The following is a 23,895-nucleotide window of genomic DNA, read 5'->3' as shown; positions in this document are numbered from 1 at the left end:
CATCCAGTACCGCAGCAACCTCATCGACGGCTGCCTCACCGAGACCGGCCTGACCATCAGAACCGACTGACGACACCACGAGTTAAACCTCAGTAAGTGACGGCTGGCTACATGTGTTTTCGTTGGGAGACTGCTACTTGCCGCGAAGTTCATCGATCCGCTGTTGTTCCCAGTAGTCCAGGATCATTTCGAGGCGCCTGACGGACGGCTCGATGCGGTTGAGGGCCCGGTCTAGGTTAATGAACGGAATCATCAGCCCGGTGAGCGATGACGTCTTGGATTTCAGCCCCTCCGCCTGCTTCGCCCAGGACGGCAGGTGCTTGGACACGTCGGTGAGGCCGGTCAGCATTCTGGCCATGTCGTCATCCGGCAGGGAGGCGTCCGCTTTCCCGGAGCTGTCGACGCCCAAGAGTTGCCGCGCGGTGGCCACAGCCGCAACAACGGCATGTATCCGCTTCACCGCGTGACCATGGAACCGGCGGGCCATCGCTTTGACATCGACATCGACGCCTTCGATGAGTTGGCCCCGAAGCTGCTGCGGCGTTACGACGCGATCAGATTTCGATGACGCCATGACCCACATGATCGGGCGATGCCGGCCGATAAGTTCATTAGCCAAAACCCTGTAGGCCAGTACCAGATCTGAGATCAGATCAGATTCCAGTGTGTCTCGGTGGTATGCGGCGTTGCGGTACTGGTGCAGCCGGTCGAGCACTTCGCGTTCCTGGGCTGTCAGCACGCCTTTCTGCTTAAGGAACTTGGTCTTCTCGTGCAGGTGGCCGTCGATGGCCTTGCGGCGTTCAGGCCCCACATGATCGTCGACCAACTGACTCAGCTCCTCGGTGAGCTCCCCACCACCGTCACGGAACTCACGAATCTCCGCGATGATGCTGTCAGCGACCTGGAGCGCGAGCCGGGCGTTGACCTCGCGGCCGATGACCACCTCCACCAGGTGGTCCAGGAGGATGAGAGCAAGACGGTTGTGTGCCTGGTCGCCAGCCTCGGCGCATCGCCGGATCTCGGTTATCTCAACCGCGAGCCAGTTCCACTGTTCGGCCTCTTGTACGGTCGCGGCGTCCCAGTCGGTTGCGAAAGGCTGCATAGGCATGGCAAGAGTCTCCCACTGCCTGCCTGGCAGACCGTTTAAGGGTTCTCCCGCAACCCTGAAGATCCCTCACTGGCGTCCGTTTTGGACTGAATAGACGGGTTGTGGTTGGGTCTGAAAGTCGCACCAGGGCCGTTCAAGTCGTGCTGGGCACGAGTCGGGAGGAAGGTGGCCATCCCGCTCGGCCGGTCGCGGTCGATCGAGGTGTCCGGTTACACATAAATGGTCTCTGCCACGGGGCGACAAGGTAGTAGTCGCAACGGCACTTCGAAGGCCGTCACCCGCCCCCTCTGGGTGATCAGCGGCCATGGCAGGAAGACTCCGAGAGATACCACCTGGACAGGGTGCCGCCAGCAGCCCTCGCATGTCACGGGACGACGGACGGTCCCCGCAAATTGACGCCGTTCACGAGCAGGCTCGTGAACGATCCCGCGGACCTCCGGGAAAGTCAGTCGAAGAAACCCCTCGCCTTCAGTCACATAGTCATGAGTCACTCAGCCGACGGGAGCCGTCGCATCGATCCGGCCTTCGGGCCGACAGCGGGGAGGACGGATTGAAGGACAATCCGACCCTGCCCAGCTACATGGGCAGCGACTTCGACGCCGCGTTCAGCATGTTCTACCAGGACACCCGGGCACTGGTCCGCAGCATCGCACTCAACATCGCCGGCACCGGAGCCGACCTCGACAACATGACACATGAGGCGTTCGGCGATCTCCTGGCCGCCTTTCGGCTGGGTAAGCGAATCGACAACCCGCGGGCTTACGTCTGCCGGATCGTGACCAACCTCGCCCTAGACCACTTCAACGCCGTGAAGAGCGGGGCCGCCACGGTGGAGACGCTGCCGGAGATCGTCGCCTGGGCGTCCACCGCCAAGATCGTCGGCCCCGAGATCGCCTTCGAGTACGAGGAACTGCGCAAGGCGATCTCTTCAGAACTCGACCAGCGACTCCGCCACACCCTGCTTCTACGCGAGGTCGCAGGGCTCAGCGTCGGGGAGGTCGCGCAGATCCTCGGCATTAAGCGAGCGAGCGTCGCCACGAACGTTTTGCGCGCCAAGCGGCAGCTTCGCAAGTTCTTCGCGGACGAGACGGAGACTCACTCGGTCGTCCGCCGCAACCTGGAGGGAGGGAACGCGTGAACTCGAACCGCGTTTGCCGCAGCACGAAGCGGCCAGCTGGCGTTTCAGTCCGCCTGAAGTCGCTCCGGTCCGCCACGAATGAGCACTTCGACAACGAGCCCTACGACTTGGTTCATGACCTGGCGATGATCGAAGCCGCCGCCGACGAGAAGGTCCTCACGATGGAGGACAGCACCGCCTCGGTCGAGGCCTTCGCTTCTAAAGAGAAGCAGCGGACAGGCGACTTCCACCTCCACATCTCTGTGATCGCACTCCTCACCGTCCTCACCACATCCCTCGGCAGCCTGCTCTTCTTGCTCGTCTACATCAGCACATTCGGCGGCGGCAACACCTGGGTCTACTCGTCGTTGGCTCCTGCGGTCATCGCTGCTACTACCGCCGCGAGGAGCGCCATCCATCGCGCCGGCTCCAGAGCCCCGCGGTCAGTCCTTCGCGCTTTCACCCAGCTCCTGAATGATCATCGGTCAGACTTCAGGAGGAAGGACCGTGTGTGACGCCTCCCAGACCCCCGTGGACAGACAGCTTCAAGCAGTGCGACGGGTCTCAGTCCCTGTCCCGACGCTTCCGCCTCCCCTGCAGGGCAAGGTCGGGACCATTGGTGCGGGAGGGATCGCGGGATACATCGCCACCGCCACCCCGACCGGACAGACGACCTGGGCGCTGGTCACCCTCGGGGTCGTGATGCTCGCCACCGAGGCCGTCCAGCATCGCTGCCGACGCACCTAACGCCCCGATGAGCACCGATGCGGGCGTAGGAGCCCTCTCCGCACACCGTCTCCTGCTGGGGCCGTCGGGGAGTGCACGGGTTCTGGGCAGGTGCTACCGATCGCTGGGGGTGGAGCCGGTGGCGAAGGGTAACGAATTCGGGCCTCGTGGCACCTCCACCAGTGGGGAGGCGGTTGTCAAGGAGGCCAAAGGCCGCCGTGCCCGATACGCTCCGGCCTGCAGAAGTGCCGCAGCTTCAGTTTCCAGTGGCAGGAAACTGCGGCAGCGGCGGAAGCCCACGCGGTGGGTTGGCTCCTCGTCGTCCGCTGAGGGCAGAAACTTGGGCTTCTTGGAGCGCTGCCACGCATCGTGGGGCTCTCTGGCCGCCGCCGGCGCACTCGCACTTCGAGAAGCGGGACACCGCCGCTGCCGCGCCTCCAGCGCGGATGGCCGCCCGCCACGGGGTGGACCGTGCAACGATGGCGGTATGAACAGACTGGCTAACGCACAGTCGCCCTACCTACTCCAGCACGCCTCCAATCCAGTGGACTGGTGGCCATGGGGACAGGAGGCGATGACGGAAGCTAAGCGGCGGGACGTGCCCATTCTCTTGAGTGTGGGCTATGCGTCCTGCCACTTATGCTTCTGATAATTTACTGGTGCCACGTCATGGCGCACGAGTCCTTCGAGGACGAGGACACGGCCGCCTACCTCAACGCCCACTTCGTCCCGGTGAAGGTGGACCGGGAGGAGCGGCCGGACGTCGACGCCGTGTATATGGAGGCGGTGCAGGCGGCGACCGGGCAGGGCGGGTGGCCGATGACCGTGTTCCTGACGGCGGACGCCGAGCCCTTCTACTTCGGTACGTACTTCCCGCCCGAGCCCCGGCACGGCATGGCGTCGTTCCGGCAGGTGCTGGAAGGCGTGTCCACCGCGTGGACCGAGCGGCGCGGTGAGGTCGCCGAAGTGGCCGGGCACATCGTGGCGGACCTGGCCGGGCGGTCGCTCGCGCACGGCGGGCAGGGCGTGCCGGACGAGTCGGACCTGGGGCGGGCGCTGCTGGGGCTGACCCGGGACTACGACGACACGCACGGCGGGTTCGGCGGTGCACCGAAGTTCCCGCCGTCGATGGTGATCGAGTTCCTGCTGCGCCACCACGCCCGTACCGGCTCCGAGGGCGCCCTCCAGATGGCTGCGGACAGCTGTGCGGCGATGGCGATGGGCGGTATCTACGACCAGCTCGGGGGCGGGTTCGCGCGGTACGCGGTGGACCGGGAGTGGACGGTTCCGCACTTCGAGAAGATGCTCTACGACAACGCGCTGCTCTGCCGGGTGTACGCGCATCTGTGGCGGTCGACCGGGTCGGACCTGGCCCGCCGGGTGGCGCTGGAGACGGCGGACTTCCTGGTCGGCGAGCTGCGGACGACCGAGGGCGGCTTCGCCTCGGCGCTCGACGCGGACAGCGAGGACGCCGAGGGGCGGCACGTGGAGGGCGCGTTCTACGTGTGGACGCCCGCCCAGCTCCGCGAGGTGCTCGGCGACGAGGACGGGGCGTTCGCGGCGGCCCGCTTCGGGGTGACCGAGGAGGGAACCTTCGAGGAGGGTTCCTCGGTGCTCCGGCTGGATGCCGGTACGGCGGCGGACGCGGGCGAGGACGGCTCCGACGGTGACGTCGACGCGGAGCGGGTCGCTTCCGTCCGGGCCCGGCTGCTGGCCGCCCGTGAGCTGCGGCCCCGGCCGGGGCGGGACGACAAGGTGGTCGCGGCCTGGAACGGCCTGGCCGTCGCGGCGCTGGCCGAGACGGGCGCCTACTTCGACCGGCCCGACCTGGTGGAGCGCGCCACCGAGGCCGCCGACCTGCTGGTCCGCGTCCACCTGGGCGAGAACGGCCGGCTCTGCCGCACCTCGATGGAGGGGCGGGCCGGCGACAACAGCGGGGTGCTGGAGGACTACGCGGACGTCGCCGAGGGGTTCCTCGCGCTGGCGTCGGTGACCGGAGAAGGGGTCTGGCTGGAGTTCGCCGGGCTGCTGCTCGACGTGGTGCTGACCCGGTTCGCGGGGGAGGGCGGGCAGCTGTACGACACGGCGGACGACGCCGAGAAGCTGATCCGCCGCCCGCAGGACCCCACCGACAACGCCACCCCGTCCGGCTGGACGGCGGCGGCCGGGGCGCTCCTGTCGTACGCGGCGCACACCGGCTCCGAGCCGCACCGCACGGCGGCCGAGGGGGCGCTCGGGGTGGTGAAGGCGCTCGGTCCGCGCGCCCCCCGGTTCGTGGGCTGGGGGCTGGCCGCCGCCGAGGCGCTGCTCGACGGGCCCCGCGAGGTGGCGGTCGCCGGGCCGGTCGGCGGTGAGCTGCACCGTACGGCGCTGGTGGGACGGGCGCCGGGCGCGGTCGTGGCGGTGGGGGAACCGGGCGGCGGGGAGTTCCCGCTGCTGGTGGACCGGGCGCTGGTGGGCGGGGAGCCGACCGCGTACGTCTGCCGCCACTTCGTCTGCGAGACCCCGACGACGGACGTGGAGGAGCTGAGCCGGCGACTGGGCGGCTGAGCGCGCCGGTCCTGGAGACGGCTGTGGCCGCGGCCTTTCGAGGCCGCGGCCACAGCCGTCCTGGACGTACGTGCGGAAAGGATCAGCCGTGCTGGTAGGCGACGAGCGAGATGCCCACGTAGTGGGCGGCGAACGCGGCGAGCGTCAGCGAGTGGAAGACCTCGTGGAAGCCGAAGAACCGCGGTGAGGGGTTGGGCCGCTTGAGACCGTAGATCACGCCGCCCACGCTGTAGAGCACCCCGCCGACGACGACGAGGACCAAGACGGCGACGCCGCCGGCCCGCATGAAGTCCGGCAGGAAGAAGACGGCCGCCCAGCCCATCGCGATGTAGCAGGGCGTGTAGAGCCAGCGTGGCGCGCCGACCCAGAACACCCGGAACGCGATCCCCGCCAGTGCCGCCGCCCAGACCGCCCAGAGCAGGGGACGCCCGGTGGAGTCCGGCAGCAGGAGCAGGGTGAGCGGGGTGTACGTGCCCGCGATGATCAGGAAGATGTTCGCGTGGTCCAGCCGCCGGAGCACCGCCTCGCCGCGCGGGCCCCAGGTGCCGCGGTGGTAGACCGCGCTCACGCCGAAGAGCAGGCAGGCGCTGAGGACGTACACCGCGCAGGCGATCCGCCCCCTGGTGCTGTCCGTGAGCGTGATGAGCGCCAGCCCCGCCACCACCACCGCGGGGAACATTCCGGCGTGCAGCCAGCCGCGCATCCGCGGCTTGATCTGATCGGCGTCCAGGACGGCGGATTCGGGCGCGGGCGCGCCTGCAGCAGTCATGTCCGCATGCTACCTACGCCTCCGTAAGTACCGCCTACAGGTAGCGATGTTCACGCTCCGGTCGACGGCAGCCACGCTCCGGAGCCTGGGGGGTCGGGGGACGCGGGGAGCGTGGGGGGCTCGGGGAGCTTGGGGGCGCGGGGGCTCGGGGGCCGGGAGCCCCGGGCACCCCGGGCTCCTCGGCCGAGGGTGCCTGAGCCGACACAGGGAGTGGCCATGCTCACATGTGAGGCCCCCTGGACAGATGGGCGCACTCGGCGGATGATCAAATGAGTGCGGTCGGCACCGGATGAGCGCCAGGGATGACGCGAGTCGAAGCGTCCGGGTCGAAGCCCCCACGGGGCATCAACGAAATCCACCCTCGACAAGGAGCGATCGTGGCGCGCGACATCGCAGCTCCCTCCCCACTTCCCACCCGGCACCAGGAACTCCTCTCCTGGGTCGACGAGATCGCGACCCTCACCCAGCCGGACCGTGTGGTCTGGTGCGACGGCTCGGAAGCCGAATACGAGCGCCTGTGCGGGGAGCTCGTCGCCAAGGGCACCTTCACGAAGCTGGACGCGACGCTGCGCCCGAACTCCTACTACGCCGCGTCCGATCCGAGCGACGTCGCCCGCGTCGAGGACCGCACTTTCATCTGTTCCGCGAAGGAAGCGGACGCGGGCCCGACCAACCACTGGAAGGACCCCGCCGAGATGCGGGAGATCTTCTCCGGCGAACAGGGCGTCTTCCGGGGTTCGATGCGGGGCCGCACCCTCTACGTCGTGCCCTTCTGCATGGGCCCGGTCGGCTCCCCGCTCTCCGCGATCGGCGTGGAACTCACCGACTCCGCGTACGTCGCCGTCTCCATGCGCACCATGACGCGGATGGGGCAGGAGGTGCTCGACGAGCTCGGCACCGACGGCTTCTTCGTGAAGGCGGTGCACACCCTCGGTGCCCCGCTCGCCGAGGGCCAGGCGGACGTACCGTGGCCGTGCAACACCACCAAGTACATCTCGCACTTCCCCGAGGACCGCGAGATCTGGTCGTACGGCTCCGGCTACGGCGGCAACGCCCTGCTGGGCAAGAAGTGTTACGCGCTGCGCATCGCGTCCGTCATGGCGCGCGACGAGGGCTGGCTCGCCGAGCACATGCTGATCCTCAAACTCACCCCGCCGCGCGGGGAGTCCAGGTACGTCGCCGCCGCGTTCCCGAGCGCCTGCGGCAAGACCAACCTCGCGATGCTGGAGCCCACCATTTCCGGCTGGAGCGTCGAGACCATCGGCGACGACATCGCCTGGATGCGCTTCGGCGAGGACGGCCGGCTCTACGCGATCAACCCCGAGGCGGGTTTCTTCGGCGTGGCGCCCGGCACCGGCGAACACACCAACGCCAACGCCATGAAGACCATGTGGGGCAACTCCGTCTTCACCAACGTCGCGCTCACCGACGACGGAGACGTCTGGTGGGAGGGCATGACCGAGGAGCCGCCCGCGCACCTCACCGACTGGAAGGGCAACGACTGGACCCCCGCGTCCGGCGTCCCCGCCGCCCACCCCAACGCCCGCTTCACCGTCCCGGCCGGCCAGTGCCCGATCATCGCCCCCGAGTGGGAGGACCCGAAGGGGGTACCGATCTCGGCCATCCTCTTCGGTGGCCGCCGCGCCACCGCCGTACCGCTGGTCACCGAGTCCTTCACCTGGCAGCACGGCGTCTTCCTCGGTGCCAACGTCGCCTCCGAGAAGACCGCCGCGGCCGAGGGCAAGGTCGGCGAGCTGCGCCGCGACCCGTTCGCCATGCTGCCGTTCTGCGGCTACAACATGGGCGACTACATGAACCACTGGCTCAAGGTGGGCGCGGACAAGCCCGACCAGTCGAAACTGCCGAAGATCTACTACGTGAACTGGTTCCGCAAGGACGACGCGGGCCGGTTCGTCTGGCCCGGGTTCGGCGAGAACAGCCGGGTGCTCAAGTGGATCGTGGAGCGGCTGGAGGGCAGGGCCGAGGGCGTCGAGTCGCCGATCGGCATCCTGCCGGCCAGGGGCTCGCTCGACACCGACGGACTCGGGCTCTCCGAGGCGGAGTTGGACGTCCTGCTCACCGTCGACAAGGAGGTCTGGCGCGAGGAGGCGGCGCTGGTGCCCGAGCACCTCAACACCTTCGGGGACCACACGCCGAAGGAACTGTGGGACGAGTACCGGGCGTTGGTCCAGCGCCTGGGATGAGGCCCTTTGCGGCCCCCGGCGTGAGAGCGTGAACGGCCCCCGGAACCCGAGCGGTTCCGGGGGCCGAGCCGTTCGAGGAGTCGGGTGGTGCGCCGGTCACGCCCACGCCCGCGCGGAACGCCGGTCGTCAGTCGCGAGCCGGTCCGACCGAGGCGGGCGCTGAGGCGGGCGCCGGGGCGGGGAGTGATCCGCGAGCGGGCCGGTCACTCCCCGCCACGGTCGGCGCGCGACGGCTGCGAGATGGCACATAACTTTAGACTGGTTCTAAGATAGGATGGTGGTCCAGTAGAACGTGGAGGCCATCCCATGTACGAGCCGATCCGCACCCCGTCGGTCCACACACCGGCCGACACCGCCGGATTCCCGCACCGCAGCCGCGAGGAGGAGCTGGACATCCAGCTCGCCGGTCACCTCGCCGCGCTGCTCTCCGTCACCGACGAGCTGGGGCTCGACGCGGCCGGAGACCGGATTGCCGAGCAGGTGTCCCGGCTGCGCGGCACACCCCCGGCCCGGCACGCCGGGCTGATCGACGCCCCACCCGCCGCCCTGCACCGCCGTGCCCACGCCCTCGCGGGCCGGGCGCTCGTGGTGGCGGCGTCGCGCGCCGACACCGCCGCGGCGATCCTCGCGGCGGAACGGATGGACGCGCACGCCGAAGCACTGTCCACGACCGCCGGCACCCCGAGCCTGGTCCCGGCCGCCTGAGGCGGTGGGCCGCCGCGGGCGCCGGATCCGCTCACCCCGGCGCGCTCATGGGCGCCGGCGGTCCCGGCGCTCACTCGTCGTCGACGGCCGCCCGGCGTCCGTTCACCACCGACGGCAGCCCTCGCTCACGGCTGGCTGTAACCGTCCAGGAAGTGCGCGATCCGCGTCACCGCGTCCCGGAGGTCCTCCGCCGAGGGCAGGGTGACCACCCGGAAGTGGTCGGGTTCCGGCCAGTTGAATCCGGTGCCGTGCACCACCATGATCTTCTCGGCCCGCAGCAGGTCCAGCACCATCTGCCGGTCGTCCTTGATCTTGTAGACCTTGGGGTCGAGCCGGGGGAAGAGGTACAGGGCGCCCTTGGGCTTCACGCAGGTCACCCCGGGGATCTGTGTCAGCAGGTCGTACGCCACGTCCCGCTGCTCCAGGATCCGGCCGCCCGGCAGCACCAGATCGTCGATCGACTGCCGGCCGCCGAGCGCCGTGGCCACCGCGTGCTGGGCCGGCATGTTGGCGCAGAGCCGCATGTTGGCGAGGATGGTCAGCCCCTCGATGTACGAGGAGGCATGCTCCTTCGGCCCGCACACGGCCATCCAACCGGAGCGGTATCCGGCCACCCGGTAGTTCTTCGACAGACCGTTGAAGGTGAGGACCAGCAGGTCCGGAGCGATCGCCGCGGTCGGGGTGTGGGTGGCGCCGTCGTAGAGGATGCGGTCGTAGATCTCGTCGGAGCAGACCACCAGGCCGTGGCGGCGCGCGATCTCCGTCAGCCCGCGGAGCATCTCGTCGTCGTAGACGGCGCCGGTCGGGTTGTTCGGGTTGATGATCACGATGGCCTTGGTGCGGTCCGTGATCTTCCGTTCGATGTCGGCGAGGTCCGGCATCCAGTCGGCCTGCTCGTCGCAGCGGTAGTGCACCGCCGTACCGCCCGCCAGCGAGACCGAGGCGGTCCAGAGCGGGTAGTCGGGCGCCGGTACGAGGACCTCGTCGCCGTCGTCCAGCAGCGCCTGCATCGACATCTGGATCAGTTCGGAGACGCCGTTGCCGAGGTAGATGTCCTCGACGTCCAGCGGGATGCCCTTGGTCTGGTAGTGCTGCATCACAGCCCGGCGCGCCGACAGCAGGCCCTTCGCGTCGCCGTATCCGTGCGCCCCCGCGACGTTGCGCAGGATGTCTTCGAGGATCTCGGGCGGGCACTCGAAACCGAACGCCGCCGGGTTGCCCGTGTTCAGCTTGAGGATGCGCTGACCGGCCGCTTCCAGCCGCATCGCCTCCTCCAGCACGGGGCCCCTGATCTCGTAGCAGACGTTGGCGAGCTTCGTGGACTGGATGACCTGCATGTCCGCGAGCTTACGGCGGTGTTTCGCGGCGTGCTCGGGACCGAAGGTCCTGCGCGTTCCCCGCCGGCGGCCCGGCCGGCCGCCGAGGCTTCCATCGCCATGCGGCCGGGCGGGTGAGCCGTCGGAACGCCCGGTCGTGCCGGTGGTGCGGCTTGGAATGCGCGTGTGTCGCAGTCGTGGGTGAGATGCGCCACGCGGGTCCCCCGCTCGTACGTGTGTACGCATGGGCGGCTGTGGCGCGGACGCGCGTACGGAACGCGGGAGCGGCGGGGTTGCGCACGGCTTCCACCATCCCGATGTGCACGGCTTCCACCATCCCGACGTGCGCGGCTTCCGCCACCCCTCTGTGCACGGCTTCCGCCACCCCCCTGTGCACGGCTTCCACCACCTCCCCTTCGCGCGGGTTCCACCGCTCCCGGCGGTCCGGCCCGGTTCAGGCCCCGGCCGCAGCCGCCTCCCTGGCGTAGGTCACGGCCTGAAGGAGCGAGAGGCCCGGCTCGGCCTTGCGCAGCGCCCTGATCGCCTCGGTGGAGTCGGCGGGGCCCGTGTGGCCGGCCGCCGCGAGCCGCTCGCGCACCCAGCGGACGCGCAGCTCGGCCTCCGGGCGGCCGGCGTAGGACCCGACGAGGGCGAGCGCGCGCTCCAGGCCCGGCCGGTCGGCCGCGGGTGCCGCCGCCAGTTCCTCGCGGAGCGCGTCGAGGATGCCGGTGGCGTCGTGCAGGACGAGGACGGCGAGGTGGTTCTTCACGAAGAGACTCATGGCCGCACTCTTCCCGGGGCGCCCGGCCCCGAGGCGCGGGTTGAGCAACATCTGAGGCGCGGCTGGATTCCGCCCCTTGTCGGGGCCCGGGTGCGTGACCATGCTCATGCCACGGCCGGAAGATCTCCGGCCACGCGTGCGCGGGCCCGCACAACCCGGCGCGTCCGCGCACCAGGTCATCGGAGGGGACCCCCCATGAAAAAGCCTCTCGTCGCCGCGCTCCTGAGCGCCCTTCTTCTCGGCGCCGGTGCGGTGCCGGCCGTCGCCGCCGGGGCGACCGCCCCGACGGCGACCGCGTCCGTCGCGTCCGTCGGCAAGGCCGCGCCCACCACCGGCGCGCCCACCACCGGCGCGCCCGCCGCCCCGGCCGCCGCCGGTGTGCGGGCCGTCGCCGGTGTGCAGGCCGTCGGCTTCGCCGGCACCGTGGCGCTGAGCAACTGTTCGGGCTCCGTCGTCCGTACCCCCACCGCCCTGCCCACCGATCCCGCGCTGGTCCTCTCCAACGGCCACTGCCTGGAGACCGGCTTCCCTGCCGCCGGCCAGGTCGTCGTGAACCGGGCCTCCACCCGCTCCTTCACGCTGCTCAACGCGGCCGGCACCGGCGTCGGTACCCTGCGCGCCAGCAAGATCGCCTACGGCACGATGACCGACACCGACATATCGCTCTACCAACTCACCCGCACCTACGCCCAGATAGAGAGCAGCTACGGCATCAAGGCTCTGGAGCTCTCCGCCACCCACCCCGTCCAGGGCACCGCGATCACGGTCGCGTCCGGCTACTGGAAGCGGACCTACTCCTGCGCCGTCGACGGCTTCGTCTACCGCCTCAAGGAAGGCGCGTGGACCTGGAAGGACTCCGTCCGCTACACCTCCGCGTGCCAGACCATCGGTGGCACCTCGGGCTCCCCGGTGATCGACAACGTGACCGGCAAGGTCGTCGCCGTGAACAACACCGGCAACGAGGACGGCGAGCAGTGCACGGAGAACAACCCGTGCGAGGTCGATGCCAACGGCACGGTCACCGTGCGCCAGGGGATCAACTACGCCCAGGAGACCTACGGCCTCGTGCCCTGCGTCGGCCCCGGCAGCGTGATCGACCTCACCCGCAGCGGCTGCACCCTGCCCAAGCCGTAACGCCGCAGCGGCTGTTGGTGTTCTCCCGGGCCGTCGTCCGCGCGGTCCGGGAGAGCACCGCCCCCGGTCAGCGCGTGGTCGAGCGGACCGAGCGGCCCGCCAGCACCTGGGTCCTGCGGCCGTCCTCGACGACGAACCGGCCGTCGATCAACACGTGCCGGACCCCCACCGGAAGGGTCCGGGGCGCCTCGAAGGTCGAACCTGCAGCCACTGTCGAAGGATCGAAGAGTACGAGGTCGGCGCGGTACCCGGCGCGGACCAGCCCCCGGTCCGTCAACCGCAGCCGGGCCGCCGGGCGGGAGGTCAGGTGCGCCACGCACTCCTCCAGCGTGAGGACCCCCAACTCCCTTGCGTATGCGCCGAGATAGTGCGGGAAGGTGCCGTAGGCGCGCGGGTGGGGCTTGTCGCCCCGCAGAATGCCGTCGCTGCCGCCGGTGTGCACGCGGTGGCGCATGATCCGGCGGACGTTCTCCTCGTGCCCCACGTGCTGGAGGATCGTGGAGCCGAGGCGGTCCTCGGTGAGCAGCCGCCGCGCGGTGGCCCACGGCTCCTCGCCGTGTTCCCGGGCCGAGGCGGCGACCGTGCGGCCCACGTACCCGGCGAGCCCGGGGGCGGTGACGCCGGAGATCTCGATGGTGTCCCAGTCGATCGGCACCCCGTGGCAGCCGTCCGATCCGGTGACCTCCAGGTCGTGGCGTATCCGCGCGGCGGCGGTGGGGTCGGCCAGCCGCGTCAGGGTCGACTCCGGGCCTCCCTCGCTCGCCCAGCTCGGCAGCATCGCCACCAGCGTGGTGCACCCGGGGGTGTACGGGTATGTGTCCAGCGAGATGTCGGCGCCCTCGTCCAGCGCCCGGTCGAGCAGGTCGAGCAGCTCGGGCGCGCGGCCCTCGTTCACCTTGAAGTTCATGGTGGCGTGGGCGAGATGGAGCGCGCACCCCGCCTTCCGGGTGATCCGCACCATCTCCTCGTACGCTTCCAGCGCACCCGCCCCGTACGAGCGGTGGTGCGGGCACCAGTAGCCGCCGTGTTCCGCCACCACCCGGCAGAGTTCGGTCAGTTCGGCGTCGTCCGCGTACATTCCGGGGGTGTAGGTCAGGCCGGACGACATGCCGACCGCTCCCTCCCGCATGCCCTGGGCGACGAGCTCGCGCATCCGGTCGAGTTCGGCCCCGGTGGCGGGACGGTCCTCCCAGCCCACCGCGTACATCCGGACCGTGCCCTGCGGGACGAGGTAGGCGGCGTTGACGGCGATGCCCTCGCCGCCGAAGTTCCGGTCGAGCCGGTCGAGGTACTCGCCGACCGTGCGCCAGTCGAAGTCGACGTCCTCGCCGCCGCCGTTCCACCCGGCGATGGTCCGCCGCACCTCGGCGAGCGTGCGGTCGTCGACGGGGGCGTACGACAGGCCGTCCTGGCCCAGGACTTCGAGCGTCACGCCCTGGGCGGCCTTCGCGCTGTGGTCGGGGTCGCGGAGCAGCGCGAGGTCGCTGTGGGCGTGCATGTCGATGAAGCCGGGGGCCAGCGCGAGGCCGTCCGCCTCCAGGGTGCGGCGGGCGGTCGGGCGCCTGCCCGGGGAACCCTCCGGGTGGATCGCGGCGATCCGCCCGCCGTCGACGGCGACGTCCGCCCGGAAGGACGGGCCCCCACCGCCGTCGATGACGCGCGCGTCGCGGATGACGAGGTCCATGGCGACCCTCCCGGGGTCTCTGGTGTACGGGTTGGGGCGGTGCGGCGGCCTCGGGGCCGTCTCAGAAGTAGGTGCGCAGGTACTCGGCCACCGTGCCGTCCTGCCGCACGACGGGGATGAGCTGCCACTTGTCGAAGGAGGTGCACGGGTGCGAGAGCCCCAGGCCGACCCAGTCGCCGACCTCAAGGGCGGTGCCCGGCTCGGTGGCCAGCCAGCCGTGCTGGTCGGAGAGGCCGGTCACGGTGATCCCGGTCGCCGGCCGCACCGAGCCGTCCCGGGCCGAACGGACCACCTGTGCCTCGGGGAGGTGGAGGTCGTACGCGGCGTCACGCTTGCCCGCGTTGACGAAGGCCTGACGTTCGGTCGGGCGCGAGACCACCTGCGTCCACAGCCGGAAGGCGGGCTGCAACTCACCCTCTTCCGGGACCCGGTTGAAGGGAGTGAGGTTGCGGTACTGGCCGTCGTCGTGCGAGACGTACGCCCCCGAACGCAGCAACGGGCAGACCGGGCGGCTCAGTTCGGGGATTTTGGCGAACACCTCGGCGACCACGTCGAACCAGGCGCTGCCGCCCGCGCTCACCAGGACCTCCTCGTCCACGGCGAGTCCGTCGAACCGGCCCGCCTTGTCGAACTCCACCGCGAGCGCGACGAGTCGGCGCAGCCAGTCGCCGACCCGGTCGGTCGTGGCCCCCGGCACCTCGCCCTCGTAACCGGCGACCCCGACCAGCCGCAGCGTGGGCACGGCGGCGACCGCCTCCGCGACCGCCGCGCCCTCCGCCTCCGTACGGACGCCGGTACGAGCGCCCTCGCCCGCACCCAGCTCCACCACCACGTCCACCGCGCGACGGGCGCCCGCCGCGCGCAGCGCCTCGTCCATCAGCTCGACCCCGCGCACCGAGTCGACGTAACAGACGACGGTGAACTCCGGGTCCGCGTCCAGCTCGCGCGCCAGCCAGGTCAGTGCGACCGGGTCCACCACCTCGTTGGCGAGGAAGATCCGCCGGATGCCGTGGTCGCGGTAGACCCGGGCCTGGTGCGGGACGGCGGCGGTGATTCCCCAGGCGCCGTGGCGGAGTTGGCGGGCGAAGAGCTGCGGGGACATCGAGGTCTTGCCGTGCGGAGCGAAAGCCAGTCCGTGCCGCTCGGTGTACGTCTCCAGGAGTGCGAGGTTGGCGTCGAGCGACTCGGCGGAGAGCGTCAGCAGCGGGGTGGTGAACCCGCCGGAGAAGAGGGGGCGGGCCTCGGCGGCGAGGGCGCCCACGGTGAGCCCCTCGGCGTCCGGCGGCAGGCCCTTGAAACGGGAGTCGATCCGCTCGTCGGCGAGCGCGGCGGCGTACCGTTCCGCGACCGCGACCGCCACCGCGTCCTCGGCCGCGCCGGTCGACGTGGTGCCCGTGTTCCCGCTCCCGGATGTCGCGTCGGCTGCCATGCGGATCTCCTCTTCCCGGATTACCGGAGCGTTGCATCCTCTGCAACGCTCATTGCGTATGTCGCTCCAGGCTGTCTAACATCCGAGCCGACGCCGGGTCAACGACGGGCCGGCGCCGACGGCAGCCCACAAGCAGCGACCAGCGACCAGCGAGGAGCCCAGGTGTCCGGAACCGGAACGGCCGACCCCGCGGACGCCGGTGCCTCCGTGCCCGCGCGGTCCGCCGCACCCGGAGCCGTCGATGTCGTCTGCCTCGGCGAGTCGATGGTGACCTTCCGTCCCACCGCGCCCGGCCGCCTCGCCGACGTGCCCGGCTTCCTGCGCGGAATCGGCGGCGCCGAGTCCAACGTCGCCTGTGCCCTGGCCGGGGCCGGGCACCGGGCGGCCTGGGTCGGCCGGGTCGGCGACGACGGCTTCGGGGACCACCTCGTCGACACCATCGCCGGACACGGCGTCGACACCTCCGCCGTGCACCGCGACCCCGACCGTCCCACCGGCGTCTACTTCCGCACCGCCGCCGACCGCTCCGACCCGGACCACGAGGTCGCCTACTACCGCGCCGGTTCCGCCGCCTCCGCGATGTCCCCGGCGAACGCCCCGTACGACGCCCTCTTCGCCGGCCGCGTCCTCCACCTCACCGGCATCACCGCCGCGCTCTCCGCCGACTGCCTCGCCCTGTTGCGCACGCTCACCGCCCAGCGCCCCGGCCGGCCCCTGATCTCCTTCGACATCAACCACCGCCCCCGCCTCTGGCGCGGACACCCCGCGGGGCCCGGGGTCCTGCGCGACCTGGCACGCGGCGCCGACGTGGTGTTCGTCGGCGAGGACGAGGCGGCGGAGGCCTGGGGCGTGCACGGCCCCGACGCCCTGCGCGCCGCCCTTCCGGAACCCGCCGTCCTCGTCGTCAAGCAGGGCGCGGACGGCGCCACGGTCCTCGCCCGCCCCGACGGCACCCCGCCCGGCGCGGGGACGGACGAGACCACCACGGTCCCGGCCCCCCGCGTGGACGTGGTCGCCGCGGTGGGCGCCGGCGACGCCTTCGCCGCGGGCTTCCTCTCCGCGACCCTGCGCGGTCTGCCGGTGCGCGACCGGATCCGCCACGGCCACCTGCTGGCCGCAGCCGTGCTCACCGTCCCCGGCGACCTCGCCCGCCCCCCTGCCCGCGCCGACGCCGACCGGCTCGCCGCGCTGGACGACGAGGCATGGGGGACACTGCGACTCGGCCCCGGATGGACGGGACGCACCGGGACGGGGCCTGCGGACACCGGATGCTCCGATGCGGGGCGCACGGCAGCGGGACGTACGGACTCCGGACGTACGGACTCCGGACGCACGGACACCGGAGGTACGGGAGCGGCGGCGGAAGGAGCCACCGGATGAGCCAGACCGTCGACCGCGCGCTGAGCATCCTGCCGCTGCTCGCCGAGGGTCCCGCCGACCTGGGCCGCGTCGCCGACCGGCTCGGCGTCCACAAGTCCACGGCACTGCGCCTGCTGCGCACCCTGCGCGAACACGGACTCGTCTACCGCCAGGAGGACCAGCGCTACCGGCTCGGCGCCCGCCTCTTCGCGCTCGCCCAGGAGGCCGTCGAGAACCTCGACGTCCGCGAGATCGCCCACCCGCATCTCGTGGAGCTCAACGAGATCTGCGGACACACCGTCCACCTCGCCGTGTACGAGGAGGGCGAGGTCCTCTACATCGACAAGGTCGACAGCCGCTACCCGGTCCGGATGTACTCGCGCATCGGCAAGACCGTCGCCATGTCCGTCGCCGCCGTCGCCAAACTGCTCCTCGCCGACCTCCCCGAGCCGGAGCGCCGGACCGTCGCCGAACGGCTCGACTACCCGTCGTACACGTCCCGTTCGACGCCCCACGCCGCGGCCTTCCTCCGTGAACTCGCCACCGTGCGCGAACAGGGCTGGGCCACCGACCTCGGCGGCCACGAGGAGTCCATCAACTGCGTCGGCGCGCCGATCCGGGGAGCTGACGGACGCGTGGTCGCCGCGATGTCGGTCTCCGCACCGAACGTCCTGGTCACCGCCGAGGAGCTGCTCGCACTGCTGCCGCTGCTGCGCCGCACCGCCGACGCCATCAGCCGGGAGTACTCGGGCACGGCCGTGCCCGCCGTGACCGCCGTACCCGATACGAACACCGCACCGTCGAAGGACACCCCATGACCGAGAAGACCGCACTCACGCCCAGCACCCACACCACCCCGCCCGCGAAGTTCTCGCACGGGGTGAAGAAGGGCAACATCCTCCAGGTGGCCGGCCAGGTCGGCTTCCTATCGGCCGTGGAGGGCCAGGCCCCGACCCCGGCCGGCCCCACCCTGCGCGAGCAGACCCTCCAGACCTTCGCCAACGTCAAGGCGATCCTGGAGGAGGGTGGCGCGAGCTGGGACGACGTGATGATGATGCGCGTCTACCTCACGGACGTGGACCACTTCGCCGAGATGAACGAGATCTACAACGCGTACTTCGAGGAGCAGGGACTCAAGGCCCCCGCCGCCGCGCGCACCACGGTCTACGTCGGCCTGCCCAAGGGCCTGCTCATCGAGATCGACGCGCTCGCCGTACTCGGCTGATCCCGCGCCCCCCGCCGTACTCGGCTGATCCCGCGCCCCCCGCCGCTCCCCCGAAGACGCCGAAAAGCGCCACCGGGGGAGCGGTGACGCTTTTCGACGGTGTGGCTCCGGCCTTCGGCTCACGGCCGGTCGCCGGTTCGTGCCGGTCCGGTTACGGCAGCGCGTGGACGCTCGCGCCGACCGCGCTCGACCAGGCGTTGCCCGCGGTGGCATCCCAGTTGGTGGACCAGGTCATCGCGCCGCGGATCGACGGGTAGGTCTTGGACGGCTTGAACGAACCGCAGTTGGTGCCCTTGGCCAGGCAGTCGAGCGCCGCGCTCACGATCGACGGGGCGACGTAACCGCTGCCCGCACCCCGGGTCGAGGCGGGAACCCCGAGGCCGACCTGCGAGGCGTCGAGACCGCCCTCCAGCTGGATGCAGGCGAGCGCGGTGAGGAAGTCCACCGAGCCCTGCGAGTACACCTTGCCGTCGCAGCCGAGCATCGAACCGCTGTTGTAGTACTGCATGTTGACGACGGTCAGGATGTCCTTGACGTTGAGCGCCGTCTTGAAGTACTCGCCGGACGTGGACTGCATGTCGATGGTCTGCGGGGCCATCGTGATGACCAGGCCCGAGCCCGCCTTGGTGGAGAGCGCGCGCAACGCCTTGGTCATGTACGTGGAGTTGAGGCCGTTCTCCAGGTCGATGTCGACGCCGTTGAAGCCGTACGTCTGCATCAGGGAGTAGACCGAGTTCGCGAAGGCGGTGGCGGAGGCGTCGCTGTTGACCGCGACCGCGCCCTTCTCGCCGCCGACCGAGATGATGACGTTCTTCCCAGCGGCCTGCTTGGCCTTGATGTCGGCCTTGAACTGGTCGACGGTGTAGCCGTTCAGACCGGCCGAGTCCAGCGTGAAGGAGACCGCGCCCGGCGTGGACGTGGCGTCCGCGAAGGAGACCGCGATGATGTCGTAGGCGGCCGGCACGTCACTGATCTTCTGGACGGTCGCGCCGTTGTTGAAGTTCTGCCAGTAGCCGGTCACCGCGTGCTTCGGCACCGTCGTCGTCGGGGGCGGGTTCGTCGTCCCCGAGGTGGACGTACGGACGCTGAGCGCGGCCGACTTGGCCGACTCGCCGGCCGCGTTGGTGGCGCTGACCGCGAAGGAGTACGCGGTGTCGGCGGAGAGCCCGGAGACGGTCGCCGAGGTCCCGGTCGAGGTGGTGGCCTTCGCGCCGTCCTTGTAGACCGTGTAGCCGGTGGCCCCGGAGACGGAGTTCCACGAGAGCGACACGGAGGACGAGGTCTTGGAGCCCGAGGTGAGACCCGCCGGGGTGGCCGGGACCGTCGGGGCGGGGTCGGTGCCACCGCCGCCGTCCGGGCCGGTGACCGCGATGTCGTCCGCGTAGTAGGCGGGCTGGCCGTACCAGCCGTGGGTGTAGACGGTCACCGAGGTGGTGGAGGCGCCCGTGGTGAAGCTCGTCGCGAGCTGCGACCAGCTCGTGGCGCTCGGCGTCCAGGTGGAGACGTCCGTGGTGCCGGTTCCGCTCACGCCGAGATAGACGTAACTGCCCTGCACCCAGGAGGAGAGGGAGTACGTCGAGTTGGGCTTCACCGCGACGGTCTGGCTGCACTGCGCGTTGTCCAGCCCGGAGGGGGTCGCCTTGAGCGCGGAGCTGCCGCCGTGCACGGGCGAGGAGACGGTGGCTCCGCTGCCGCCCGTACAGGTCCAGTTGGTGAGGCCCGACTCGAAGCCCGCGTTCTTGGCCACGTTGACGTCGGCGGCCTCCGCGTTGCTCACCATGCCGGTGAGTGTCAGCGCGCCCGCCGCGACGACCGCCATGGCGGCGCCGAGGGCGGGACGGGTGTGGGGCCTTCGGTGTCTGCTGCCTGCGGTGCGTTCCACTGCATCCTCCGGGGGGAGTCGGGGTGGTGGCGGGGGTGCGCCGGGGGTCGGTGCGAGTCCGTGCGGTTGTGCGTGGGAGTCGCCGCGGGAGGGCGACGAGGGGGGACGGTGGCCACCGCTGGCCGATAAACTGGTCCAGACCAATCAAGTTGTCAAGACCTCTGTTGGTGATTCACTCGTCCTAGCGGTTGTGCGGCAGGCCGGGCGGTGCGTCGTTTTGTCCGGTCAGGGTGGATCCGCAGGCTGAGTACGAGGCCCTCCGCGCCCCGGCGCCAGGCCGGCGGCCGGAGCGTTTGCGACCGTGTGGGTCCGGTCGAGAAAGTCAACGCGGCGCGCGCATCTGGTCGTTGCGACATCCCGTCGAGGTCGTGCGGCCATCGGCCGGGCCGCTCCGGTCGCCGTCCCGTCGTCCCAGCTGATGGTTGCGGGACGTGTGGCGGGACCCCGTACGGGGTCCGGGTGGCGCTCGACCCGGTCCGGGTGGCCGGGCGGGTCACCCTCGTGACCCGGATAAAATGGCGGGTGCAAACAAGGGTTGACGGTCGTGCCGATGGGCATCATGCGGACGCACGGGGGAGCGGGTGGCGTCAATGAGTTCTCGTACTCATCAATTGCCGCACGCGGGACGGGCCGACGGCGTGGAGAACCTCAACGCAGGTGCAAGATCAGCGGATTGGTGAATGGCCGGAAAATCTCCGGATAAACCTCTCCGGTCTCTCGAATTCAACTACCGCCGTCCCGAGCTGATATGAGACCCGCCGGTGACACCGTGTTCCCGGTATCCGTCTCCATATTGATTCCTGAAGACGGTTTCCCGCCTGGTAGGACGTGACTACAGTGCTGTCGGAGAACCACGGACAGGAGCGATTGCGGTCGGCGGCGCGATGCCGGCCGGAGCCGAACGGGGAACAGCGTGCCGATCGCCATTGCAGTGACCAGCGCTGACCTGGTGCTGCCACCGACCGACCAGCAGACACCGACCGCCGCTCTGCTGCACGCGCCGGAGGACCAGGCGCTGGAACTCGCCGTCGGCGACATCCATCTCCTGCTGGAGCAGCACGGATACGTGATCGCTGTGTACCCGTCCTCGCTGCCGCCCGCCCATGAGCGGCGGCTGTACGCCATCCGTGCGGTGCTGGAGAGCGACCGCATCGCGCTGCTCAAGGTCGATCTCCCGCCGCTCGGAGTCGCCGTTCTCGTACGGCAGTTGAGGCAACTCTCCCTCTGTGACTTCAGCCCCGGCGTGGTCGCGTCCGCCGTCCGGCTGCTCGCCCACTACATCCACCCCGGAGCCCTGCTGAACTCCGTGGCCAAGTTCGACCGCTTTCCGGTCAGCCTCAAGGAGCACGCCAAGTCCTTGGTCCCCGGCGCGCAGTTCGCCGCACTGGCCGGAGCCGACGCGCGACTGGTCAGGGTGCGTCCGACGATGGAACCGCTGCCCGGACCCGATTTCGCGACCCATCTGCTGATCGCCAAGGGCCAGGCCCCACAGGAATGGGTCCGGGAGCGACTGGCCGCGGACTGGAAGGTCCAGGCCATTCACGAGGCGGCGCTTCCCGCCGACTCGGTCCGCTGGTGGGGCACCTCGAAGCTGGTCGAATTCGCCTCCTACCTCCCGGACATCTCCGTGCTGTACCAGCTGGTGGCCTCGGTGCGGCGGGAGAATTGCCACTGGTGCGGCATGGAACTCATCGGAGACCGCTGCGGGTTCTGCTCGTCCCCCCTCACGCAGTCCGAGAACCGCACCCACGGCAGCTCGGTCGTACTCGCCCGTGAAAGGTAGCGACCGCCGCCGGATTCCCCGCCCCCCGCCGGGCACACCGCACCGCGCGCACCCCTCCCCGTCCGCCGCCCCACGCATCCGATCCGAACGAGGTTGTCCGGTCCATGAACTCCCGCCAGCGCCGTGGCGTCATACTCCTGCTCCTGTCGGTCCTGTGCGCCTTCGGCGCCTTCGCAGGGGTCCTCTCCGTGATCAGCGACGTCAACTCGAAGGTCGGACCCGAGGTCACCGCGTACCAGCTCAAGGCCAACGTCGCCCCGTACACCGCTCTGAACAGCGGTCAGTTCGAGAAGGTCTCGATGCCCGAGCGGTGGCTCTCCGCCAACGCCGTGACCGATCTGCGCGAGGTACAGGGAAAGATCGCCGTCACCCAGCTCCGCGCGGGCTCTCTGCTGCAGACCGACATGATGGTCGCCAAGCCCGAACTCCGCGCGGGTGAACAGGAGATCGCCATCATGATCGACGCGGCGACCGGGGTCGCCGGGAAGATCACCCCCGGTGCCACGGTGAACGTCTACGCCACCTTCGCCGGCGAACGCGAGGGAGACCCGGCGCAGTCGAAGGTCATCGTCGCCAACGCCAAGGTGCTCGAGGTCGGCAAGCTCACCGCGCTCGAACCGGACCGCAACAGCACCTCCTTCCAGATGACGCAGGCGGTCCCGATCACCTTCGCCCTCAACACGCTGGACACCCAGCGCATCGCGTACGCCGAGTCCTTCGCGGAGCACGTACGGCTGGCGCTCGTCGCCCCCGGCAGCGACGGAACCATCCGTCCGGGCGACCGCACGTACCAGCTCGACAAGGACAAGTGAGGACGGATGACCATCAGAATCCTCCCGGCCGTCGGGGACATCGACGCCGCCAGATCCGTCACCACGTTGCTCAGCCAGCTGCCCGACGCCGAGCCGGCCACCCCGGTCGGCGACTCCACCCAGCTCATCGACACCCTTGCCCGACTGGCGGGCGAGGCCTTCGACGAACTGCCGGAGGTCGTCCTCGTCCACGAACGCATCGGCCCGGTGCCCGCCCTGGAGCTGATCCGGGAGGTCTCGCTCCGCTTCCCGGCGGTCGGGGTCGTCCTGATCACCACCGACGCCAGCCCCGCACTCTTCGCCGACGCCATGGACTCCGGCGCCCGCGGCCTCGTCACGCTCCCGCTCAGTTACGAAGAGCTGGTCAACCGCATCCAGGCCGCGGCCCAGTGGGCCTCCGGCGTACGGCGCCACCTCTCCTCCGGCCACGAGGACTTCACCGGCCCCGGCGGCATGGTCGTCACCGTCACCGGCGCCAAGGGCGGTGTCGGGTGCACCCTCGTCGCCGTACAACTCGCGCTCGCGGCACAGGCGTCCGGGCAGACCGTCGCCCTCGTCGACATGGATCTGCAGACCGGCGACATCGCCTCCTACCTGGACGTGCAATTCCGCCGCTCGATCGTCGACCTCGCCCTGGTCTCCGAGATATCGCCGCGCGTCCTCACCGACGCGGTCTTCTCCCACTCCACCGGCCTCGCCCTGCTGCTCGCGCCGGGCGAGGGAGAGCGGGGCGAGGAGGTCAGCGACCGGTCGGCCCGCCAGATCGTCAGCGCGCTGCGCTCCCGGTACGAGGTCGTCGTCGTGGACGGCGGCAGCCAGATGAACGGCGCCAACGCGGCGGCGGTCGAGATGGCGGACGTGGCCGTGCTGGTGACGACCCCCGACGTCATCGCGGTACGCGGCGCCAAACGCATCGTACGGATGTGGGACCGGCTGCAGATCCGCAAGGCGGAGGAGACCCTCACCGTCGTCAACCGCTACACCCGGAGCACGGAGATCCAGCCGCCGCTGATCCAGAAGATCACCGGCACCCGCGTCGCGGGCGTGGCCGTGCCCGCCAACTTCAAGGAGCTCCAGGGCGTCGTCGACGCCGGACGGCTCCACGAACTCGACGCCAAGAGCACGGTGAAGCAGGCGCTCTGGGGACTGGCCGGGGAGATCGGGATCGTCAAGCCCCGGCCGGGGGAGAAGAAGAACGGCAAGGTGCGCAACGACCGGGGTTCGATCGGAGGCCCGCGCGGACGGCGCGGCACCGACGCGGGCCGGGGACGGACCGAGGGGACACGTTGACCGATGACCACCACACTGACG

At 70.3% G+C, this 23,895-nt stretch carries 19 protein-coding genes and 1 pseudogene; 13 read left to right on the top strand and 7 right to left on the bottom strand.

Annotated features, from left to right (window positions below; translation table 11 throughout):
• Positions 1 to 133: 133 nt before the first annotated feature.
• Positions 134 to 1,108, bottom strand: a complete 975-nt coding sequence (locus ACFZAX_RS22260; RefSeq protein ID WP_390963617.1) for a hypothetical protein — start codon at positions 1,106 to 1,108, stop codon at positions 134 to 136.
• Positions 1,109 to 1,658: 550 nt separating this feature from the next.
• On the opposite strand from ACFZAX_RS22260, the gene ACFZAX_RS22255 reads away from it, so the two are divergent.
• From ACFZAX_RS22255 to ACFZAX_RS22240, 4 genes and pseudogenes are all read left to right on the top strand, one after another.
• On the top strand, positions 1,659 to 2,246 hold the full coding sequence (locus ACFZAX_RS22255; RefSeq protein WP_390963616.1) for a sigma-70 family RNA polymerase sigma factor: 588 nt from the start codon (positions 1,659 to 1,661) through the stop codon (positions 2,244 to 2,246).
• Positions 2,243 to 2,740 carry a hypothetical protein gene (locus tag ACFZAX_RS22250; protein ID WP_390963615.1) on the top strand — a complete coding sequence of 166 codons (498 nt, stop codon included), beginning with the start codon at positions 2,243 to 2,245 and terminating at the stop codon, positions 2,738 to 2,740. The genes ACFZAX_RS22255 and ACFZAX_RS22250 overlap by 4 nt, the downstream gene beginning before the upstream one ends.
• A gap of 37 nt (positions 2,741 to 2,777) precedes the next feature.
• Positions 2,778 to 2,972: a hypothetical protein gene (locus ACFZAX_RS22245; RefSeq protein ID WP_390963614.1), complete on the top strand. Its 195-nt coding sequence runs from the start codon at positions 2,778 to 2,780 to the stop codon at positions 2,970 to 2,972.
• A 466-nt stretch (positions 2,973 to 3,438) separates the two neighbouring features.
• Positions 3,439 to 5,501 (top strand): annotated as a pseudogene (locus ACFZAX_RS22240) (thioredoxin domain-containing protein).
• 82 nt (positions 5,502 to 5,583) lie between these two features.
• On the opposite strand, the gene ACFZAX_RS22235 reads toward ACFZAX_RS22240, so the two are convergent.
• Complete coding sequence (locus ACFZAX_RS22235; protein ID WP_390963613.1) at positions 5,584 to 6,270, bottom strand: hemolysin III family protein; 687 nt, start codon at positions 6,268 to 6,270, stop codon at positions 5,584 to 5,586.
• 377 nt (positions 6,271 to 6,647) lie between these two features.
• Between ACFZAX_RS22235 and ACFZAX_RS22230 the strand changes: the two genes are divergently transcribed.
• Positions 6,648 to 8,474, top strand: a complete 1,827-nt coding sequence (locus tag ACFZAX_RS22230) for a phosphoenolpyruvate carboxykinase (GTP) (RefSeq protein ID WP_390963612.1) — start codon at positions 6,648 to 6,650, stop codon at positions 8,472 to 8,474.
• A gap of 306 nt (positions 8,475 to 8,780) precedes the next feature.
• Positions 8,781 to 9,179, top strand: a complete 399-nt coding sequence (locus ACFZAX_RS22225) for a hypothetical protein (protein WP_390963611.1) — start codon at positions 8,781 to 8,783, stop codon at positions 9,177 to 9,179.
• Between the two features lie 125 nt (positions 9,180 to 9,304).
• Here ACFZAX_RS22225 and ACFZAX_RS22220 read toward each other — a convergent pair whose 3' ends face one another.
• Positions 9,305 to 10,516, bottom strand: a complete 1,212-nt coding sequence (locus ACFZAX_RS22220) for an aminotransferase class I/II-fold pyridoxal phosphate-dependent enzyme (RefSeq protein ID WP_390963609.1) — start codon at positions 10,514 to 10,516, stop codon at positions 9,305 to 9,307.
• A gap of 433 nt (positions 10,517 to 10,949) precedes the next feature.
• Positions 10,950 to 11,276, bottom strand: coding sequence for a hypothetical protein (locus ACFZAX_RS22215; protein WP_390963608.1), 327 nt, complete (start codon positions 11,274 to 11,276; stop codon positions 10,950 to 10,952).
• A 195-nt stretch (positions 11,277 to 11,471) separates the two neighbouring features.
• Here ACFZAX_RS22215 and ACFZAX_RS22210 point away from each other — a divergent pair, with 195 nt between their 5' ends.
• Positions 11,472 to 12,410, top strand: coding sequence for a trypsin-like peptidase domain-containing protein (locus tag ACFZAX_RS22210; protein ID WP_390963607.1), 939 nt, complete (start codon positions 11,472 to 11,474; stop codon positions 12,408 to 12,410).
• 67 nt (positions 12,411 to 12,477) lie between these two features.
• Here ACFZAX_RS22210 and ACFZAX_RS22205 read toward each other — a convergent pair whose 3' ends face one another.
• Positions 12,478 to 14,094, bottom strand: coding sequence for an amidohydrolase family protein (locus ACFZAX_RS22205; RefSeq protein ID WP_390963606.1), 1,617 nt, complete (start codon positions 14,092 to 14,094; stop codon positions 12,478 to 12,480).
• A gap of 61 nt (positions 14,095 to 14,155) precedes the next feature.
• Positions 14,156 to 15,523, bottom strand: coding sequence for an alanine racemase (locus ACFZAX_RS22200; RefSeq protein ID WP_390963605.1), 1,368 nt, complete (start codon positions 15,521 to 15,523; stop codon positions 14,156 to 14,158).
• A 207-nt stretch (positions 15,524 to 15,730) separates the two neighbouring features.
• Here ACFZAX_RS22200 and ACFZAX_RS22195 point away from each other — a divergent pair, with 207 nt between their 5' ends.
• The 3 genes from ACFZAX_RS22195 to ACFZAX_RS22185 are packed head-to-tail and all read left to right on the top strand — an operon-like array spanning position 15,731 to position 18,107.
• Complete coding sequence (locus ACFZAX_RS22195) at positions 15,731 to 16,903, top strand: PfkB family carbohydrate kinase (RefSeq protein WP_390963642.1); 1,173 nt, start codon at positions 15,731 to 15,733, stop codon at positions 16,901 to 16,903.
• Complete coding sequence (locus ACFZAX_RS22190) at positions 16,900 to 17,700, top strand: IclR family transcriptional regulator C-terminal domain-containing protein (RefSeq protein ID WP_390963604.1); 801 nt, start codon at positions 16,900 to 16,902, stop codon at positions 17,698 to 17,700. Before ACFZAX_RS22195 ends, ACFZAX_RS22190 begins: the two co-directional genes overlap by 4 nt.
• Positions 17,697 to 18,107: a Rid family hydrolase gene (locus tag ACFZAX_RS22185; RefSeq protein ID WP_390963603.1), complete on the top strand. Its 411-nt coding sequence runs from the start codon at positions 17,697 to 17,699 to the stop codon at positions 18,105 to 18,107. Before ACFZAX_RS22190 ends, ACFZAX_RS22185 begins: the two co-directional genes overlap by 4 nt.
• 151 nt (positions 18,108 to 18,258) lie before the next feature.
• On the opposite strand, the gene ACFZAX_RS22180 is transcribed toward ACFZAX_RS22185, so the two are convergent.
• Positions 18,259 to 19,989 carry a carbohydrate binding domain-containing protein gene (locus ACFZAX_RS22180; RefSeq protein ID WP_390963602.1) on the bottom strand — a complete coding sequence of 577 codons (1,731 nt, stop codon included), beginning with the start codon at positions 19,987 to 19,989 and terminating at the stop codon, positions 18,259 to 18,261.
• A gap of 913 nt (positions 19,990 to 20,902) precedes the next feature.
• On the opposite strand from ACFZAX_RS22180, the gene ACFZAX_RS22175 reads away from it, so the two are divergent.
• From ACFZAX_RS22175 to ACFZAX_RS22165, 3 genes are all read left to right on the top strand, one after another.
• Positions 20,903 to 21,772: a hypothetical protein gene (locus tag ACFZAX_RS22175; RefSeq protein WP_390963601.1), complete on the top strand. Its 870-nt coding sequence runs from the start codon at positions 20,903 to 20,905 to the stop codon at positions 21,770 to 21,772.
• A gap of 104 nt (positions 21,773 to 21,876) precedes the next feature.
• Positions 21,877 to 22,584, top strand: a complete 708-nt coding sequence (gene cpaB / locus ACFZAX_RS22170; RefSeq protein WP_390963600.1) for a Flp pilus assembly protein CpaB — start codon at positions 21,877 to 21,879, stop codon at positions 22,582 to 22,584.
• Positions 22,585 to 22,590: 6 nt separating this feature from the next.
• Positions 22,591 to 23,874 carry an AAA family ATPase gene (locus ACFZAX_RS22165; protein ID WP_390963598.1) on the top strand — a complete coding sequence of 428 codons (1,284 nt, stop codon included), beginning with the start codon at positions 22,591 to 22,593 and terminating at the stop codon, positions 23,872 to 23,874.
• The last annotated feature ends 21 nt before the right edge of the window (positions 23,875 to 23,895 follow it).

Origin of the sequence: Streptomyces sp. NPDC008125 (genome assembly GCF_042957125.1) — a bacterium.
Classification (GTDB): Bacteria; Actinomycetota; Actinomycetes; order Streptomycetales; family Streptomycetaceae; genus Streptomyces.
Note: the sequence above shows the minus strand (reverse complement) of the source record. Positions and strands in the feature narration are given on the sequence as shown.

Excerpts from the sequence above, each read along its gene's own strand:
- ACFZAX_RS22190 (WP_390963604.1), top strand. The coding sequence starts at position 16,900 with ATGAGCCAGACCGTCGACCGCGCGCTGAGCATCCTGCCGCTGCTCGCC.
- ACFZAX_RS22235 (WP_390963613.1), bottom strand. The coding sequence starts at position 6,270 with ATGACTGCTGCAGGCGCGCCCGCGCCCGAATCCGCCGTCCTGGACGCC.
- ACFZAX_RS22165 (WP_390963598.1), top strand. The coding sequence starts at position 22,591 with ATGACCATCAGAATCCTCCCGGCCGTCGGGGACATCGACGCCGCCAGA.
- ACFZAX_RS22215 (WP_390963608.1), bottom strand. The coding sequence starts at position 11,276 with ATGAGTCTCTTCGTGAAGAACCACCTCGCCGTCCTCGTCCTGCACGAC.
- ACFZAX_RS22200 (WP_390963605.1), bottom strand. The coding sequence starts at position 15,523 with ATGGCAGCCGACGCGACATCCGGGAGCGGGAACACGGGCACCACGTCG.
- ACFZAX_RS22210 (WP_390963607.1), top strand. The coding sequence starts at position 11,472 with ATGAAAAAGCCTCTCGTCGCCGCGCTCCTGAGCGCCCTTCTTCTCGGC.
- ACFZAX_RS22220 (WP_390963609.1), bottom strand. The coding sequence starts at position 10,516 with ATGCAGGTCATCCAGTCCACGAAGCTCGCCAACGTCTGCTACGAGATC.
- ACFZAX_RS22205 (WP_390963606.1), bottom strand. The coding sequence starts at position 14,094 with ATGGACCTCGTCATCCGCGACGCGCGCGTCATCGACGGCGGTGGGGGC.
- ACFZAX_RS22260 (WP_390963617.1), bottom strand. The coding sequence starts at position 1,108 with ATGCCTATGCAGCCTTTCGCAACCGACTGGGACGCCGCGACCGTACAA.
- ACFZAX_RS22185 (WP_390963603.1), top strand. The coding sequence starts at position 17,697 with ATGACCGAGAAGACCGCACTCACGCCCAGCACCCACACCACCCCGCCC.
- ACFZAX_RS22225 (WP_390963611.1), top strand. The coding sequence starts at position 8,781 with ATGTACGAGCCGATCCGCACCCCGTCGGTCCACACACCGGCCGACACC.
- cpaB (WP_390963600.1), top strand. The coding sequence starts at position 21,877 with ATGAACTCCCGCCAGCGCCGTGGCGTCATACTCCTGCTCCTGTCGGTC.